Origin of the sequence: Micromonospora sp. WMMD975, from assembly GCF_029581215.1 — a bacterium.
In the GTDB taxonomy this organism is placed as follows: domain Bacteria; phylum Actinomycetota; class Actinomycetes; order Mycobacteriales; family Micromonosporaceae; genus Micromonospora.
In genome coordinates, this window is sequence record NZ_CP120739.1 from 3,229,492 (window position 1) to 3,244,487 (window position 14,996).

General features: G+C 72.4%; 13 protein-coding genes. 2 read left to right on the plus strand and 11 right to left on the minus strand.

Annotated elements, in window-relative coordinates:
• Positions 1-22: 22 nt before the first annotated feature.
• The 9 genes from O7613_RS13905 to O7613_RS13945 are packed head-to-tail and all read right to left on the minus strand — an operon-like array spanning position 23 to position 8,805.
• Positions 23-742 (minus strand): tyrosine-protein phosphatase, encoded by a 720-nt coding sequence (locus O7613_RS13905; protein ID WP_281588055.1) that lies wholly within the window; start codon positions 740-742, stop codon positions 23-25.
• Positions 739-1,815: an acyl-CoA dehydrogenase family protein gene (locus O7613_RS13910; protein ID WP_282294286.1), complete on the minus strand. Its 1,077-nt coding sequence runs from the start codon at positions 1,813-1,815 to the stop codon at positions 739-741. Before O7613_RS13910 ends, O7613_RS13905 begins: the two co-directional genes overlap by 4 nt.
• On the minus strand, positions 1,812-2,411 hold the full coding sequence (locus O7613_RS13915) for a nitroreductase family protein (RefSeq protein WP_281588051.1): 600 nt from the start codon (positions 2,409-2,411) through the stop codon (positions 1,812-1,814). The genes O7613_RS13910 and O7613_RS13915 overlap by 4 nt, the downstream gene beginning before the upstream one ends.
• 3 nt (positions 2,412-2,414) lie before the next feature.
• Entirely contained in the window at positions 2,415-3,173 is a 759-nt protein-coding gene (locus O7613_RS13920; RefSeq protein ID WP_281588049.1) for an ABC transporter ATP-binding protein, read from the minus strand.
• A complete protein-coding gene (locus O7613_RS13925) occupies positions 3,170-4,174 on the minus strand; it encodes an ABC transporter ATP-binding protein (protein ID WP_281588047.1) in 1,005 nt (334 codons plus the stop codon). The genes O7613_RS13920 and O7613_RS13925 overlap by 4 nt, the downstream gene beginning before the upstream one ends.
• Positions 4,171-5,703 carry an ABC transporter substrate-binding protein gene (locus tag O7613_RS13930; protein WP_281588046.1) on the minus strand — a complete coding sequence of 511 codons (1,533 nt, stop codon included), beginning with the start codon at positions 5,701-5,703 and terminating at the stop codon, positions 4,171-4,173. Before O7613_RS13930 ends, O7613_RS13925 begins: the two co-directional genes overlap by 4 nt.
• 56 nt (positions 5,704-5,759) lie before the next feature.
• Positions 5,760-6,647 (minus strand): ABC transporter permease, encoded by an 888-nt coding sequence (locus O7613_RS13935; protein WP_281588045.1) that lies wholly within the window; start codon positions 6,645-6,647, stop codon positions 5,760-5,762.
• Entirely contained in the window at positions 6,644-7,867 is a 1,224-nt protein-coding gene (locus O7613_RS13940; protein WP_282294291.1) for a CoA transferase, read from the minus strand. Before O7613_RS13940 ends, O7613_RS13935 begins: the two co-directional genes overlap by 4 nt.
• Complete coding sequence (locus O7613_RS13945) at positions 7,864-8,805, minus strand: ABC transporter permease (protein ID WP_281588041.1); 942 nt, start codon at positions 8,803-8,805, stop codon at positions 7,864-7,866. The genes O7613_RS13940 and O7613_RS13945 overlap by 4 nt, the downstream gene beginning before the upstream one ends.
• A gap of 198 nt (positions 8,806-9,003) precedes the next feature.
• Here O7613_RS13945 and O7613_RS13950 point away from each other — a divergent pair, with 198 nt between their 5' ends.
• On the plus strand, positions 9,004-9,651 hold the full coding sequence (locus O7613_RS13950) for a TetR/AcrR family transcriptional regulator (RefSeq protein WP_281588039.1): 648 nt from the start codon (positions 9,004-9,006) through the stop codon (positions 9,649-9,651).
• A 3-nt stretch (positions 9,652-9,654) separates the two neighbouring features.
• Here the strand turns inward: O7613_RS13950 and O7613_RS13955 are convergent, their stop codons facing one another.
• Both O7613_RS13955 and O7613_RS13960 read right to left on the minus strand, forming a co-directional pair.
• The gene (locus tag O7613_RS13955) at positions 9,655-12,420 is read right to left on the minus strand and encodes an AMP-binding protein (RefSeq protein ID WP_282294294.1); all 2,766 of its coding nucleotides are present in this window, start codon (positions 12,418-12,420) and stop codon (positions 9,655-9,657) included.
• A gap of 5 nt (positions 12,421-12,425) precedes the next feature.
• Entirely contained in the window at positions 12,426-13,589 is a 1,164-nt protein-coding gene (locus O7613_RS13960) for an acetyl-CoA C-acyltransferase (protein WP_282294295.1), read from the minus strand.
• A 175-nt stretch (positions 13,590-13,764) separates the two neighbouring features.
• On the opposite strand from O7613_RS13960, the gene O7613_RS13965 reads away from it, so the two are divergent.
• On the plus strand, positions 13,765-14,976 hold the full coding sequence (locus tag O7613_RS13965) for an acyl-CoA dehydrogenase family protein (protein WP_281590236.1): 1,212 nt from the start codon (positions 13,765-13,767) through the stop codon (positions 14,974-14,976).
• The last annotated feature ends 20 nt before the right edge of the window (positions 14,977-14,996 follow it).

A 14,996-nucleotide genomic window follows, 5' to 3' on the forward strand; every position in this document is an offset into this window, starting at 1 on the left:
CCGCGCCCGGGGCGGTGACCGGTCAGTGCTCCACCAGGCCGGCCCGCAACGCCGTGATCTCGTCGGCGCCGAAGCCCTCCGTCGTCAACCAGTTGGCGACGCCGCCGTGCCGCTGCTCTACCCGCGCCAGGAAGTGTCGCATCGTGGCGGGCTCCGCGGTGTGCGCCTCCTCGGGCAGGGACGCGATCCGCTTCTCCCAGGCCGGCAGCACCCGCGTCTGGTTCCGGATGGCCACCAGATGCTCCCGGGAGCGTGCGTAGTCCTCGATCACGTCGCCGGGACGCACTCCGAGCGCGGCGAGCAGCACGGCGACGACCACGCCGGTGCGGTCCTTGCCCGCGGTGCAGTGCACCAGCAGCGGGTGGTCGCGGGCGTCCACCGCGTGCCGGACCGCCGCGATGATCGTCCGGGCGGACACGACGAGCATGTCGGCGTAGTGCTCGGCCAGGCGCACGCTGGGGTCCGGATGCACCGGCCGCAGGCTCGACCGGCCGAACGGCAGGTGCATGACCCGCAGCCCGCTGGTGAGCCGGTCCCGTTCGCTGGTCTCCGCGATCTCCCGGCGGCCACGCAGGTCGATCCGGATCCGGATGCCCGTCGCCGCGCGGAAGACCTCCGCCTCGTCCGGACCGAGGAAGACCGGGGTGGCGCTGCGGTAGAGCGCGCCGGAGCGTACCCGCCCGCCCTCGACGGTCGGCAGGCCGCCGAGGTCCCGGAAGTTCAGCGGGGCGGGGCGGCTCATCGGGCGGTGAGCAGGCGGTCGGCGAGTTCCTCCCGCTGGGTCGCCGGCCCGTCGAACAGCAGCTCGCTGCTCTTGGCCCGCTTGAAGTAGAGGCCGATCGGGTGCTCCCAGGTGAAGCCGATGCCACCGTGCACCTGCACGGCGGTGGCGGTGACCCGGAAGTACGCCTCGGAGCAGAACGCCCGCACGGTCCGGGCCTGGACGGCGAAGGCGTCGTCGTCCCGGTTGTCGTCCACCGCGAACACGAGCGACCGCATCGACTCGACGTCGAGCAGGCGCTCGGCGCACAGGTGCTTGACCGCCTGGAAACCCCCCACCGGTCGGCCGAACTGTTCCCGGCTCGACGCGTGCTCGACGGTCAACTCCAGCGCCCGGGCAGCGCCGCCGGTCTGCTCCGCGGCGAGCGCGACCATCGCCTGGTCGCGTACCCGGGCCGCCACCGCGGACGCCTGTCCGGGCCGGCCGAGCCGCCGTGCCCGGACGCCGTCGAACCGCACCACCGCCTGCCGGCGGGTCGGATCCAGCACGGGCGACGGTGTCACGGTCACCCCCTCCTCGGCCGGGTCCACCGCCAGCACGTCGACGCCGTCGGCGGTCCGGGCGACCACGAGCAGGAGCGACGCCGCCCCGGCGTCGATGACGTGCGGCGCGGTCCCGTCGAGCACCCACGCGCCGTCGGCGCCGGTCCGGGCGCGCAGGTCGCCGCGGAGCGCGACGGCCGTCCGCAGGGATCCGTCGGCGATCCGCGTCAGCCACTCGGCGCAGGCCCGCTCGTCGCCGAGACGCAGCAACATCTCGGCCCCGAGGGCCACGGTGGCGAAGTACGGGCCGCCGTACAGGACCCGGCCGAGTTCCTCGAACACGAGCCGCGACTCCGCGCCGCCGAACCCCTGCCCGCCGTACGTCTCGGGAATGGCCACGCCGGGCAGCCCCAGCTCGACCGCCATCCGTTGCCAGGTCGAGGGTTCGAAGCCCACCGGATCGGCCATCAGCCGCCGGACCTCGGACTCCGGTGACACCCTCGCCAGGAAGCCGCGCAACGACCGGCGGAAGTCGTCCAGTTCGTCGCTCACCGGGTCGCCTCCCAGGTGTCCCAGTAGACGACGGACTCCAGCGGACGCCGCCGGGCCTCCCCCCACCGGCCGGTCGGCACGCCGACCGGGATCAGCGCCCAGGCGATCGCGTCCGGCGGCAGGCCGAGCACCTCGCGCACCTCGTCGGCGGCGTGCCGGTGCGTGGTGGTGAGTGTCGTGCCCAGGCCCAGGGCCCGCGCCGCCAACATCAGGTTCTGCACCGCCGGGTAGACCGACGACGGCTCGTCCACCGTCGTCACCGGAACGATCAGGGCCGGCGCCTCACCCATGTGCTCGGCCAGGTGGTCCGCCGAGCGCAGCATGCGGGCCTGCCGCTCGGCCGCCTCGGGGTCGGTCGGTACGCGGTCGTCGTACCGCCGGCGGACCGGCGCCCAGCAGGCCCGGTAGATCTCACCGAGCCGGGCCCGCCGCGCGGCGTCGGTGACCACCACCCAGCGCAGCCACTGGGCGTTGCCGCCGGACGGCGCGCAGTGGGCCGCGCCCAGGATGGTCCACAGTTGTTCGTCGGTGACCGGCACGGTGGGATCCAGCCGGCGCATCGCGCGCGTGGTCCGGATCGCCTCGAAGATGTCCATGGGTCAGGCTCCTTCGGCGGAATGCATCAGGCGGCGTTCCAGGCTTGGGGTCGCCGAGATCAGGGCGCGGGTGTAGTCCGACTCCGGGCGGGTGAGCACCCGGTCGGTCGGCCCCTGCTCCATCACGGTGCCGTTGCTCAGCACCAGGACCCGGTCGGCCAGGTGGCTCACCACGGCGATGTCGTGCGAGATGAAGACGATCGCGATGCCGAGGTCGGCCCGGACCTGGTTGAGCAGGTTGAGCACGGTGGCGCGCACCGACACGTCCAGCGAGGACACCGCCTCGTCGCAGACCAGCACCGTCGGTTCGGCCGCCAGCGCGCGGGCGATCGAGACGCGTTGGCGCTGGCCGCCGGAGAGTTGTGTCGGGCGGCGGTCGGCGTCGGCCTCGCTGAGCCCCACGTAGCGGATGTATTCCATCGACGGTTCGCGGAGCCGGCGTGACAACCGGCGGTTGACCGCGGTCACCTCGGCCATCGAACGCCAGACGGGCAGCCGCGGGTTCAACGCCCCGGCCGACTCCTGGACGATCATCTGCACCGACCGCCGTCCGCCGGCGAGGTGCTCGACGGTGCCCTCGGTGGGCGGCAGGAAGCCGGCGATGATCCGGCCCAACGTGGACTTGCCGGATCCGGATTCGCCGACGACGCCGAGCACCTCGCCACGCGCCAACTCCAGGCTGACGTCGGAGAGCACCCGGTGGGCCCGGTGGCCCGTACCGTAGTCCTTGGACACGTTCTCCACCCGCAGGACCTGGCTCATCGACACACCTCCGCCCGGTCGGCGCTGCTGGCCGGGACCGTCCCGTCGAGCGGGTGCCGGCACCGCACCAGGCTCTCCCCGACGGTGCGCAGTGCGGGGTGTTCCCGGCAGTCGTCGGCGGCCCGGGGACATCGGGCCGCGTAGTTGCACCCGCCGCCGGTCCAGCCGCCCGGCCGGTCGGCGGTGATCTCCGGGAAGGTCCGCAGCCGGTCACCCCCGAGCCTCGGCACGCAGTCGAGCAGCGCCTGCGAATAGGGGTGTCGTGGCCGGCTCAGCATCGCGTCCACCGCGCCGATCTCCTTCACCTCACCGCGGTAGAGCACCATCACCCGGTCGCTCACGTCGCCGAGGACGCCCAGGTCGTGGCTGATGAAGACGGCGCTCAGCCCGCGTGCGGCGACCAGTTCCCGGATCAGGACGAGGATGTCCTTCTGCAACGAGACGTCCAGCGCCGTGGTGGGCTCGTCGGCGAGGACCACGTCGGCCTCGCAGCTGAGCGCCATCGCGATCATCACCCGCTGGCACATGCCCCCGGAGAGCTGGTGCGGGTAGCTGTCCAGGACCCGGTCCGGGTCGAGCCGGACGTCGCGCAGCGCCGCCGCCGCCCGCTGCCGGGCCTCGCTCCGGCCGGCGGGCAGGTGCGCCCGGACGACCCGGACGATCTGGTCGCCCACCCGGCGCATCGGGTGCAGCGCGGAGACGCTCTCCTGGAAGATCATCGCAACCCGCCGGCCGCGGATCGCGCGGAGCCGGCGGCCCCGGAGCCCGACCAGTTCCTGGTCGTCGAGACGGATGCTTCCGGTCACCTCGGCGTCCGGCGGCAGCAGGCCCAGCGCGGCGAGGGCGATGGAGGACTTGCCGCTGCCGGACTCCCCCGCCACGCCGAGGACCTCACCGCGTCCGACCGCGAAGGAGACGTCACGCACCGCGGGCTCGGGGCTCCCCGCGAACCTGACGCTCAGGTCGCGGACCGTCAGGGCCGCCTGCTCCGCGCCTGTCACTTGCGGGCCACCGTCGACATGTCCGGTCGGCCGCTGGCGTTCGGCTCGTAGCCGGCCACCTGGTCGGACACCCCGACGATCATCGGTACGGTGAACAGCGGCGCGAACGGCGCGACCTCGGCGACCTTCTTGGCCAGTTCGGTGGCCGCGGCCTTGCGCGGCTCGAAGTCGAACGTGGTGAGCAGCTTCTCCTGCAGCGGCGCGGTGCCGAAGTCGGTCTTGCCGGCGTTGTAGTAGGAGTCCGGGTTGAGCAGGCGGCCGTAGGTGATCGCCGGATCGGCGTGGCCGGTCCAGCCGGACAGGAAGCAGGGCGCCTGGCCCTTGGCCCAGAACGCCTCGGTCGCCGCGGCGGCGGTCTCGGACTGGATGGTGACGTCGATGCCGATCTTCTTCAGCGAGTCGATGATGATCGGGCCGCTGGTCTCGTAGTTGAGGCCCGGGAAGGTCAGGCACTTCATGGCCACCCGCTTGCCTCCGGTGGCCTGCGCGACGAGCGCCTTGGCCTTCGCCTCGTCGTAGGCGTAGGTGGGCGTGATCGACGCGTCGTGGTAGGGGTGGGTCGGCGGCAGCGCCGTCCAGGTCACCTCGGCGGCGTCACCGCTGGCGGCCTTGCGGATGACCTCCCGGTCGAGCGCGTAGTTGATCGCCTGCCGGATCTCCACCTTGTCGGTCGGCGCCAACTTCGCGTTGAAGTTGATCATCGTCTCGGAGTACGCGGGGCCGACGACCACCTGCTTGCCCGGCACCGTCTTCAGCTTGTCCACGCTCAGCGGCGGCACCGAGACCGCCACGTCGACGACGTTGCTCTGGAACGCCGTCACCATGGCCTGCGGGTCCTTGAACACCTGCCAGTTGAGCGTGGGCGCCGCGCCCTTGTCCCCCCAGTACGCGTCGTTGCGCTTGTAGTTGACCGCGGCGCCGGTCTGCAGGTTCTCCAGCGTGTACTTCCCCGCCCCGACCGGGCGGGCGGCGAAGTCCTTGCCCTCCTTCTGCACGGCGGTCGGCGAGACGATCATCCCGGCCCGGTCGCTCAACGCGGTCGGGATCGAGGAGTCCGGCTTGCTCATCGCGAGCACCACCGTGTTCGCACCCTCGGCGGTGATGGTGGAGACGCTGGCGATGTCCTGGCCGTTGGCGGACGCCTTGAACCGTTCCATGCTCGCCTTCACGGCGGCGGCGTCCAGCTTCGTGCCGTCGGAGAACGTGACGCCCTCGCGCAGCGTGAGCGTGATCGAGGAGCCGTCGTCCGCGACCTTCCAGGACGTGGCCAGGCCGGGGCCGAGTTCGCCGGTCTTGGGGTCGCCGACCAGCAGCCGGTCGTAGATCAGGTTCAGATGCGGATAGTCGTACCCCGACGAGCTGACGGTCGGGTCCAGCGAGGTCGGGAAGTTCACCGTGCCGATCTTCACCGGTCCGGCGGAGGACGAGTCGTTACCGGAGTCGTCGGACCCGCAGGCGGACACGGCGCCGAGGACGAGGATGCCGACGGCGAGGACGGTGGTCGGTGTGCGGCGGTCGAATATGGTCATTGCTGCTCCTCATCACGGGACGGGTGTGACAGGGGTGGACCGGACGACGGGACGGCTCATCCGATCCGTAGGCGGTCGCGCAGGCCGTCGCCGAACTGGCTGATCGCGAACGCGGTCGCGGTGATCAGCAGGCCGGGTGCGACGGTGAGCAGAGGGTTGACGTAGAAGTCGGCGTAGGCGCGGGCCAGGTCCGGCCCCCAACTGGGCGCCGGCGGCTGCACGCCCAGGCCGAGGAAGCCGAGGGCGGCCTCGATGATCAGTGCGGTGCTGGCCAGGCCGCAGAGTTGCACGACGACCGGTCCCATCGCGTTGGGCAGCACGTGGCGCAGCGCGATCCGCCAGCCGCTCACCCCGAGCGAGCGGGCCACCAGCACGAACTCCGCCTGCCGCAGCGCCAGCACCTGGGCGCGCAGCAACCGGGCGACGATGGGCGCGAAGACGACGCCGACCGAGAGCATCGCGGTGAGCAGGCTGGGCCCGAGGGCGCCGGTGATGGCGATGGCCAACACGATGCCCGGGAAGGAGATCACGGCGTCGGCGAGGCGCATCAGGACCTCGTCGACCGGCCCGCCGAGATAGCCGGCGACGAGACCCCAGAGGCTGCCGAAGAAGCCGGCCACCCCGACGGTGATGGCGATCCCCCGGAAGCTGGAGGCCGAGCCGTGCATCAGTCGGGACAGCACGTCGCGGCCGTTCGCGTCGGTGCCGAGCCAGTGCGCCCCGGAGGGCCCGGCGTACGGGTTCGCGGAGTCGATGGCCAGCGGGTCGTACGGCGCCAGCCAGTGCGCGAGCAGACCGGCCAGCAGGACCAGCAGCACGACGGCGCCGCCGAGCCAGAAGGCGACGGCGTGCGAGCCGCCGGCCCGCCGGGTCCGTCGGCCCGACAGCCCGGCGCGGGGCCGCAACGGCGTGGCCGCGGTGCGCGGGTCCAGCGAGGTGGTCATCGGCGTGCCTCCCGCGATCGCGCTGCCGGCCCGGCCGGCCCGGCATCGGCCAGGCTCGGCCGCTGGTGCGGGGAGATCCCGAGTTCGGCCAGGATCTCCCCGGTGTGTTCGCCGGTCCGCGGCACGGCGAGCGCGCCGGGACGGTCGGTGAGGCCGACCCGCACCGGCCGGCCCGGAACCCGCACCGGGCGGCCGGCGGGGTCGTCCACGGTCAGCACCATGTCCGTGTCGGCCATGGCCGCGACCGCCTCCCCGACCGAACGCAGCGGTCCCGCCGCGACGCCCGCCGCGTGCATCGCCGCCAGCACCTCGGCGACGGTGCGCGCGGACGTCCACTCGCTGACCACCCGTTCCAGGCGGTGCCGCACCGGGCCGGTGGACTCGTCGTAGCTGACCTCGGTGCCACCCAGCACGGCCCAGAACCGCCGCCAGGCGGCGTCGCCGAGCGGAGCCAGGAACACCTGCCCGTCCCGCGCGGGAAAGACGTTCGCGAACGCGGTCTGGACCTGGTTGCCCCAGCGCCCGCGGGGGACTCCGGCGGCGGCCAGGCCGACCTCGTGGGCCAGCATGGCGGTGTACGAGTCGAGCATGCTCACGTCGGCGTAGGCGCCGACGCCCGTCACGTCGCGCTCGCGCAGGGCCATCAGCACGGCGATGGTCGCGTGGTACGCGGCCACGTGATCGGCCACGAACGCCCCGACGAACGTCGGCTCCCCGCCGGGCTGACCGGTGAGGTCGGCGATGCCGCCCATGGCCTGGATCACGCCGTCGTACGCGCCCCGCGGCGCGTCGGCCGCCCCGGCGCCGAACCCGGTGACGTGCACCATCACCAGACGCGGGTTACGGGCCCGGAGCACGTCGTAGGACCAGCCCAGCCGCTGCGGCACGCCGGCGCCGTAGTTGGTGAGCACCACGTCGGCGGTGTCGCAGAGCCGGAGCAGCGCCTCCCGGCCCGCCTCGGTCTTGAGGTCCAGACAGACGCTGCGCTTGCCGCGGTTGTGCGACGCGAAGTAGATGCTGCCGCCGTCCACCACCGGCAGGGCGTTGCGGGACATCTCCCCCGCCGGCGGCTCGACCTTGACCACGTCGGCGCCGTGGTCGGCGAGCATCTGCGCGCAGTGCGGACCGGCGATCGCGTGACCGAGTTCCACCACCCGGATGCCCGCCAACGCGCCGGGCATGCCCTCACGGCCCTCGCTCCGCTCGGTGCGCTCGGTCATGCCGTCACCCGCCGGTCGAGCCGGGCCAGGACCAGGTCGGCGACGAAGTTGAGCACGAGTACGAGCAGGGCCATCAGCAGCACGGCGCCCTGCAGGGTCGCGTAGTCCCGGTTGTCGACCGACGACACGATCAGGCTGCCCAGCCCGGGGATCGCGAAGACGTTCTCGACCACCACGGAGGCCCCCACCAGCGTGGCCACCAGCAGCGGCAGCAGGGTCACCACGGCGGGCGCCGCCGAGCGCAACGCGTCGCCGAGGTACACCTGCCGGGGTGCGAGGCCCATCGCCCAGGCCGTCCGGATGTGCGGGCTGTCCAGCGCCTGGCCGACCGCGCTGCGCACGTGCCGGCAGACCAGCGCGCCGGTGGCGAAGGAGAGCACCAGCACCGGGAGCACGATCGAGCGGATCGTCTGTACCCAGTCGTCGCCGAGCGGCGTGTAGCCGACGGCCGGCAGCAGGGCCAGGTCGAGGCCGATGAAGCCGGCGGCGACCGTCGCCAGCCAGAAGTCGGGCACGGCGAGGCCGATGCCGGAGACCGCGAGCACCGAGCGGCCGTCCAGGTGACGACGTCGGGCCGCCGACCACAGCCCCGCCCCGCCGCCGATCAGCAGCGCCAGCACCAGCGCCGAGACCACCACCAGCACGGTCGGTTCGAGCCGGCGGACGAGCAGGGTGTCGACCGGTTCGCGGCTGAAGTAGGAGGTGCCGAGATCGCCGCGCAGCAGGTTGCCGATCCACGAGGCGTACTGCTCGATCAGCGGCCGGTCCAGCCCGAGCTGTCGGTTGATCTCGTCGATCGACTCCTGGGTCGATCCCGCGCCCGCGATCGCCTCGGCGGGGCCGCCCGGGACGATCTGCTGCAGCCCGAAGACCATCAGGGTGATCAGCAGCAGGGTGGGCACGAAGGTGGCCAGTCTGCGGACCAGGAAAGCGCGCATGCCGTCACCTCTCGTGCGGGGAGGCCGGTGGAACAGACCTCGTCTGCGGGTCTATTGTTGACACTGACGTCGGTGTCAGAATCATGGGGAGGACGTTAAGACCAGGAGGGACCCGGTGTCCAGGTTTTTTTATGATTCGGTTCACAGGGTCGGCCAACCCCGGCCGACCGGGCGGTACGAGATCGAATGGGGCGACGAGTGAGCGACAGGACCACCACGCCGGCGAGGCCGGACGGTGTGGCAACGCAGTCGAAGCGCTACCGCGAGCGCCGCGCCAAGCTGGTGGAGGGTGCCCACCGGGTCTTCGAACGGGACGGGTTCATCGATGCCCGGATCACCGACATCGCCAAGGAGGTCGGCCTCGCGCACGGCTCGTTCTACACGTACTTCTCCTCCAAGGAGGAGATCTTCCGGGTCGTCGCGGAACAGATCCAGGCCGAGATGTTCGACGGCCACCGCAGCGGATCGGGCGACCTCACGCCGTACCAGCGGATCGAGGCCGCGAACCGCCGTTACCTGGAGTCCTACCGCCGGCACAGCCGGATCATGGCGATCATCGAGCAGGTCTCGACGTTCAACCACGACATCCACGCGATCCGCGAGTCCCGCGCCCAGCAGACCATGAGCCGGACCGAGCGGTCGATCCGCCGGCTGCAGGCCGAGGGCCTCGCCGACGCGGATCTCGACCCGCACCTGAGCGCGGTCGCCCTCACCTCGATGCTGAGCCGGTTCGCCTACCTGTGGATGGGCGCCGACGCCGGCCCGGACTACGAGTTCGACCTCGACGCCGCGGTCGACGGCCTGACCCGGTTGTGGGCCAACGCGATCGGGCTCAAGCGGGACTGACCTTCAGGTGGGACCGGCCGGTCGCACCTCCTTCGGCATCCCGAGCAGGCGCTCGGCCACGACGTTGCGCAGCACCTGGGTGGTGCCGGCGTAGATGGTCCCGGGCCGGGCGTTGTAGAAGATGTCGACCCACGACGCCGAGGTGATCGGCGCCCCGGCCGCGTCCGGTCCCCCGTAGCCCAACTCCAGCACGCGCCCGGTCGGCGTGGTGGCCTCCGGTCCGAGGATCTCCAGGGCGAGTTCGGTCACCGCCTGGTGGTGCGCGCTCCAGTGCAGCTTGAACAGGGCGGCGTCGCCCGCCGCGTCGGTCCCGGTGAGGCCGCCGCCGGCCAGTCGCCGCCCCAGCGCGTCCATCACCTCGATCCGGACGTACGCGGCCGCCAGGCCGTCGCGTACCCAGGCCCGCTCCAGCATGCCGTTCTCGCGGGCGGTACGGACCAGCCGCTCCCACTCCGCGCGGTACCGGATGGCCTGGGTGGTGGCGGACTGCCCGCGCTCGTGGCCGAGCAACGCCATGGCCACCGACCAACCCGCGCCGACGGCGCCCACCACGTCCGCGGCCACCGCGTCGGTGAAGAACACCTCGTTGAAGTGGGAGGCGCCGGAGAGCTGCCGGATCGGGCGGACCTCGACGCCCGGCTGGTCCAGCGGCACGAGCAGGAACGTCAGGCCCCGGTGCCGCTCGGCGCGGGTCCCGGTGCGGGCCAGCACGAAGATCCAGGACGCCAGGTGCGCGTTCGAGGTCCAGATCTTCTGCCCGGTGAGCCGCCAGCGTCCGTCCGCGCCGCGCACCGCACGCGTCTGCACCGCGGCCAGGTCGGATCCCGCTTCCGGCTCGGAGAAGCCCTGGCACCACACGTCCGTGCCGTCGAGGATCCGCGGCAGGTAATGGGCCCGCTGCTCGGGCGTGCCGACGGCGAGCAGCGTGTTGCCCAGCATGTCGATGCCGAACGGGTCGTTGCCGCTGCCGCTCGGCACGCCGGCACGGGCGAACTCCTCCTGGAGCACCACCTGCCGAGCCGGATCCAGGCCGAGCCCACCGTGCTCGACCGGCCAGCCGGGGGCGAGCAGTCGGTGCCGGGCCAGCACCGTGCGCCACCGCGCGATCCAGGGGTGCAGGTCGTCGTCGCCGAGCGCCCCGAGGCCGCGCCAGCCGGGCGGCAGCTCCCGGTCCAGCAGCGCGCGCACGGCGGCCCGGAACTCCTGCGGCTCGCGGGCGGTCTCCAGACCGCGGCCGGGCAGGTACCGCTCCCGCAGGCGGTTCTTGGCGAGCTTGCCGGTGGGCAGCCTCGGCAGGGCCTCCACCACGAACATCGACCGCGGAATCTTGTGCCGGGCCAGTCGCCCGGCCAGGTGATCGCGCAACCCGGCCACCAGCTCGTCCCGGTCGGCCGCCGGGTCGACCGGCTGGACCACCGCCACGACCTGCTCGCCCAACTCCTCGTCCGGGACGCCGAACACGGCGACGTCGACCACCGGCTCGTAGCCGAGCACCGCGTTCTCGATCTCCTGCGGCGAGATGTTGACGCCGCCGGAGACAATCAGGTAGTCCCGCCGGTCGGTGAGGTAGAGGTAGCCCTCGTCGTCGAGATGGCCGATGTCGCCGAGCGTGGACCAGCCCGGACGCGCCGGGTGCCGGGCCGCCGAGCTGTCCGCCCCGCCGACGTACTCGAACTCGGACCGGCCGCCCTCGGACTCGAAGTACACCAACCCGTCCTGACCCGGCGGAAGCTCGTCGCCCTCGGGATCGCAGATGTGCACGCGACAGCCGGCGATCGCCCGACCCACCGAGCCGGGGTGCGTCAGCCACTCCGGCGAGTCGATGAAGGTGGTGCCGTTGTCCTCGCTGCCGGCGTAGTACTCCAGCAGGATCGGCCCCAACCAGTCGATCATCCGGCGCTTGACGTCGACGGCGCACGGTCCGGCGCCGTGGATCACCACGGAGAGCGAGTCGAGCACGGCGGCCCGACGCCGCTCGGCGGGCAGCCGCAGCAGCCGGACGAACATCGTGGGCACCATCAGCACGTGCGTGATGGCGTACCGCTCGATCGCGTCCAGCGCTCCGGCGGCGTCGAACTTGCGCATCAGCACGACGGTGCCGCCGGCCGCCGTGACGGTGCTGGCGAACGACAGTGGCGCGGCGTGGTAGAGCGGGGCGGGGGTGAGGAAGACCGAGCCGTCGGTGAACCGCCACAACTCACGCAGCCAGCGCAGGAAGTGCGGGTGCCCCTCCTGAACGGTGCGCCCGGACAGCTCGCGCCGGACGCCCTTGGGCCGTCCGGTGCTGCCGGAGCTGTAGACCATCGCCACGCCCAGCGGCTCGTGCTCCAGCGGCTCGGCCGACGACCCGGCGAGTGTCCCGGCGTAGTCGTCGAAGCCCGCCAGCGGGCCACCGACCGCCAGCCTGAGCACGGGTCCCGGCACGGCGGCGAGCGAGCCCGCGGCCGGCGCCGCCGCGTCCACCACCAGGGCTTTGGCCTGGCAGCTGCCGACGATCCAGGACGCCTCCTCGGCGGTCAGCGACGTGCCGACCGGGGTGAGGAAGAGCCCGGAGCGCATCGCGGCCCAGTACACCTCCAGGAAGCTGAGGTGGTTCGCCATCATCAGGGCGACGTGGTCGCCGGGGCGCAGGCCGGCGTCCCACATCGCGCGGGCCAGGCGGCGGGAGGCGTCGTCGAGCTGGCCGTAGGTCAGGGTCTCGCCGGTCTCGGCGATGACGACGGCCGGCCGGTCCGGACACCTGAGCGCGTGAGCCGTGGGGTAGGTCATCGCGGTCACGCCAGCCGCTCGACAGCCATGGCCATCCCCTGTCCGCCGCCGACGCACATCGTCTCGACCCCGACCGTACCGCCGGTGGCCGCCAGGCCGTTCAGCAGCGTGGTCATGATCCGGGCGCCGGTCATACCGAAGGGGTGACCGAGCGCGATCGCGCCGCCGTGCGGGTTGAGCTGGTCCGCGACGGAGATCTTCAGGGTGTCCGCGACCGCCAGCACCTGCGCCGCGAACGCCTCGTTGAGCTCCAGCACGTCGACGTCTCCGATGGCCAGGCCGGTGCGGTCGAGCACCCGGCGCACCGCCTCGATCGGGCCGACCCCCATGATCTCCGGTGCCAGACCGGTGACCGCGAAGCCCATGATCCGCGCCAGGGGCTCGATCCCCAGGTTGCGGGCGCGCTCGGCGGACATCACCACGACCGCCGCCGCCCCGTCGTTGAGCGGGCAGGAGTTGCCCGCGGTGACCCGCCCGTCGGCCCGGAACGGGGTGGGCAGGCCGGCCAGCACGTCGAGGTCGACGTTGGCGCGCGGGCAGTCGTCCTGCGCCACGACGGTGCCGTCAGCCAGTGGGTACGGGCTGATCTCCCGGGCGAAGAAGCCCTGGTCGCGGGCGGCGACCGCGCGGTCCTGGGAGAGCTTGGCGTACTCGTCCATCCGGGCGCGGGAGATGTCGAAGCGCTCGGCCACGTTCTCGGCCGTGCGCCCCATGGTGATGTAGGCGTCCGGCAACGGGTCGACGCCGAACCGGGGGTTCATCGCCGCGTCGTCGATGTGGGCGCTGGGGGTACGGGAGACGCTCTCGACGCCGCCGGCCACGTAGACGTCGCCCTCGCCGACCATGATCGCGTTGGCCGCGATCCGGATGGCGTCAAGCGACGAGGCGCAGCCCCGGCTGACGGTGGTTCCGGTGACGGTGTTGGGCAGCCCGGCGAGCAGCGCCGCCAACCGGCCGATGTTCAGGCCCTGCTCCCCCGCCGGGTTCGCGGTGCCGACGATGACGTCGCCGATCTGGTCGGGGGTGACCGCCGGGACCTGCTCCAGGGCCCGCGCGATCGCGAAACCGGCCAGGTCGTCCGGCCGCGCCTGGCGAAGCGACCCCTTGTACGCACGACCGATGGGCGTCCGTGCGGTGGCCACGATGACTGCTTCCCGGGCTGGCGCCACGTCGTCTCCTTCGTCCTGGCGAGATCCGCGGACGGACCCGTCCAATTTCTTGACGCCGACGTCGACGTCGGATCTAATTTGAGCACCGTCACCGGGCCGACGCAACCACCCGGATCGCCAGCGACCCGGACCCACCTCCACTTCCGGCCGGTCCGATCGACCCTTGGAGCTCCCCATGGACTTCGCCTACTCGCCGACCTCCGCCGCGCTGCGCCAGACCCTGCAGACGTTCATGGACGAGTGCGTCTATCCGGCCGAGCCGGTGTACCAGCGACAGCTCGCGGACAGCGGTGACCCGCACTTCTTCCCTCCGGTGATGGAGGAGCTGAAGCGCGAGGCACGCGCCCGCGGACTCTGGAACCTGTTCCTGCCGCACAAGACCCAGTGGACCGAGGGGCTGTCCAACCTCGACTACGCGCCACTGGCCGAGATCCTGGGCCGCTCGCACATCGCGTCGCAGGCGTTGAACTGCTCCGCCCCGGACACCGGGAACATGGAACTGCTCACCATGTTCGGCACCGACGAGCAGAAGGAGCGATGGCTCCACCCGCTGCTGGAGGGCGAGATCCGGTCCTGCTTCGCGATGACCGAGCCGGCCGTGGCCAGCTCCGACGCCCGCAACATCCAGTGCTCGATCGTCCGCGACGGCGACGAGTACGTGATCAACGGGCACAAGTGGTGGATCTCCGGCGCCGGTGACGCCCGCTGCCGGCTCGCCATCGTGATGGGCAAGACCGACCCGGACGGCCCCACCTACCGGCAGCAGAGCATGGTCCTCGTGCCGCTCGACACCCCCGGCGTCACCATCGTCCGCAGCCTCACCGTGCTGGGCTACCAGGACCAGGAGGGGCACTGCGAGATCACGTTCGACAACGTCCGGGTGCCGGCGACCAATCTGCTGGGCGAGGAGGGCGGCGGCTTCGCGATCGCGCAGGCGCGACTCGGCCCGGGTCGGATCCACCACTGCATGCGGTCGATCGGGGCGGCCGAGCGTGCCCTGGAGTTGCTCTGCCAGCGGGTGACGTCCCGGGTGGCCTTCGGCGGCCCGCTGTCCGAGCAGGGTCAGATCCAGCGGTGGATCGCCGACGCGCGGATCGAGATCGACCAGGCGCGGCTGTACACGCTCTACACCGCCTGGCTGATGGACACCCAGGGCAACAAGGCCGCCCGGACCCAGATCTCCGGCATCAAGGTCATCGCGCCGAACGTCGCGCTCCGCGTGCTCGACTACGCCATCCAGTCGTACGGCGCCGCCGGGCTCGGACCGGACACCCCGCTGGCCAGCATGTACGCCCACCAGCGCACCCTGCGGTTCGCCGACGGCCCGGACGAGGTGCACCGGCGCTCGATCGCCCGCGCGGAACTGCGGGCGCAGACGTCTGCCTGAGCGGCACGATGGCGACGGAC

Excerpts from the sequence above, each read along its gene's own strand:
- O7613_RS13905 (WP_281588055.1), bottom strand. The coding sequence starts at position 742 with ATGAGCCGCCCCGCCCCGCTGAACTTCCGGGACCTCGGCGGCCTGCCG.
- O7613_RS13915 (WP_281588051.1), bottom strand. The coding sequence starts at position 2,411 with ATGGACATCTTCGAGGCGATCCGGACCACGCGCGCGATGCGCCGGCTG.
- O7613_RS13920 (WP_281588049.1), bottom strand. The coding sequence starts at position 3,173 with ATGAGCCAGGTCCTGCGGGTGGAGAACGTGTCCAAGGACTACGGTACG.
- O7613_RS13930 (WP_281588046.1), bottom strand. The coding sequence starts at position 5,703 with ATGACCATATTCGACCGCCGCACACCGACCACCGTCCTCGCCGTCGGC.
- O7613_RS13935 (WP_281588045.1), bottom strand. The coding sequence starts at position 6,647 with ATGACCACCTCGCTGGACCCGCGCACCGCGGCCACGCCGTTGCGGCCC.
- O7613_RS13940 (WP_282294291.1), bottom strand. The coding sequence starts at position 7,867 with ATGACCGAGCGCACCGAGCGGAGCGAGGGCCGTGAGGGCATGCCCGGC.
- O7613_RS13945 (WP_281588041.1), bottom strand. The coding sequence starts at position 8,805 with ATGCGCGCTTTCCTGGTCCGCAGACTGGCCACCTTCGTGCCCACCCTG.
- O7613_RS13955 (WP_282294294.1), bottom strand. The coding sequence starts at position 12,420 with ATGACCTACCCCACGGCTCACGCGCTCAGGTGTCCGGACCGGCCGGCC.
- O7613_RS13965 (WP_281590236.1), top strand. The coding sequence starts at position 13,765 with ATGGACTTCGCCTACTCGCCGACCTCCGCCGCGCTGCGCCAGACCCTG.